At 35.5% G+C, this 1,543-nt stretch carries 1 protein-coding gene; it reads right to left on the reverse strand.

Going from position 1 to position 1,543, the window contains the following annotated elements:
• Positions 1 to 1,543: DNA polymerase (locus WBN21_RS16845; protein ID WP_424202354.1), on the reverse strand; the 1,543-nt coding region annotated here is incomplete at both ends.

Genomic DNA, 1,543 nt, shown 5'->3' on the forward strand with positions numbered 1-1,543 from the left:
GTATTGCCCAGTTTTGGTTTTTTTAGGTTTATCAACTAGTTTTAATTTTTCAAAAAGAATAATGCCCAATTGTTTTGGTGAGGCAATATTAAACTCTTCGCCTGCAGCCTGATAAATATTTTTTTCAAGTGTGGCAATATCCGTATTAAGATCTTCAGATAATGAATTTAAAAATTGTTCGTCCAAATTAATTCCTTCCAGTTCCATAGCTGCTAAAACACGAAGCAATGGAATTTCAATATCGTCAAATAGTTTTTGAGTGTTGGCTTCGCCTAATTCATTTTGAAAATGTTCTTTTAGTTGCAAGGTAATATCAGCATCTTCAACTGCATATTCGGTTTGCTTTTCTATGGGAACATCGCGCATAGAGAGTTGGTTCTTGCCTTTTTTACCTATCAATTCAGTTATCGAAATTGGCGTGTAATTCAAATAGGTTTCCGCTAATACATCCATATTATGACGCATATCCGGATTAATCAAATAATGCGCTAACATAGTATCGAATAATTTGCCTTTAACGTCAACATGATATTTGGCTAATACTTTAATATCGTATTTTAAATTCTGACCTATTTTTTCAATCGTTTTACTTTCAAAAAATGGTCGCAGTTGTTCAATTAATTCTTGAGCTTCAGCCTTATCTTCTGGAAATGGTAAATAAAAACCTTTACCAATTTCCCATGAAAATGCAATGCCAACCAATTCGGCAGTCAACGGATTTAAACCTGTAGTTTCCGTATCAAAACACACCGAAGTTTGATTCATTAAATTTTTAATAAACAGTTTGGTGGCCATTCCAGAGGCAACGCTTTGGTAAAAATGCGGCGTTGTTTCTGCAGTTTTTCTAGTAAATTCAGTTACCGTTTCTGTTTGTGTAGCACTTGAAGGGTCTCCTCCAAATAACGAAAATTGTCCCGCCCCAGCCGAAGCCTGTTCTTTAGGTGTCGTTTTAGTCTCTGCTACTTTTTGAGAAGCATCAATTGCCGTTGTAGGTTCTGTTTGTTCAGCAAATGTTTTAGTGAAATTATCTATTAATCTTCTAAATTCTAATTCTTCAAAAATGGATACTACTTTAGGAATATCTGGTTGGTCTAATTCAAAATCTTTAGCGTTAAAAGTTACCGGAACATCAAGCATGATGGTTGCCAATTTTTTCGAAAGTAATCCTAATTCGCCATTGGCTTCAATTTTTTCTTTCATTTTACCTTTAAGCTCATGGGTATTTGCTAAAAGATTTTCCATACTGCCATAAGCGGCTAAAAACTTTTTGGCGGTTTTTTCACCAACACCAGGTAAACCAGGAATATTATCACTAGAATCGCCCATCATCCCTAAAAAGTCAATAACTTGTAATGGGTCTGTCACTTCAAATTTCTTCTGTACTTCCGGAATTCCCCAAGTTTCGTAACCACCACCAAACATGGGGCGATACATAAAAATATTTTCAGAAACCAACTGAGCAAAATCCTTACCTGGGGTTACCATAAACGTTTGATAACCTTCTTTTTCAGCCTGTTTTGCGAGTGTTCCAATCACATCATCC

This window comes from Algibacter sp. (genome assembly GCF_049667265.1).
In the GTDB taxonomy this organism is placed as follows: Bacteria; Bacteroidota; Bacteroidia; order Flavobacteriales; family Flavobacteriaceae; genus Algibacter_B.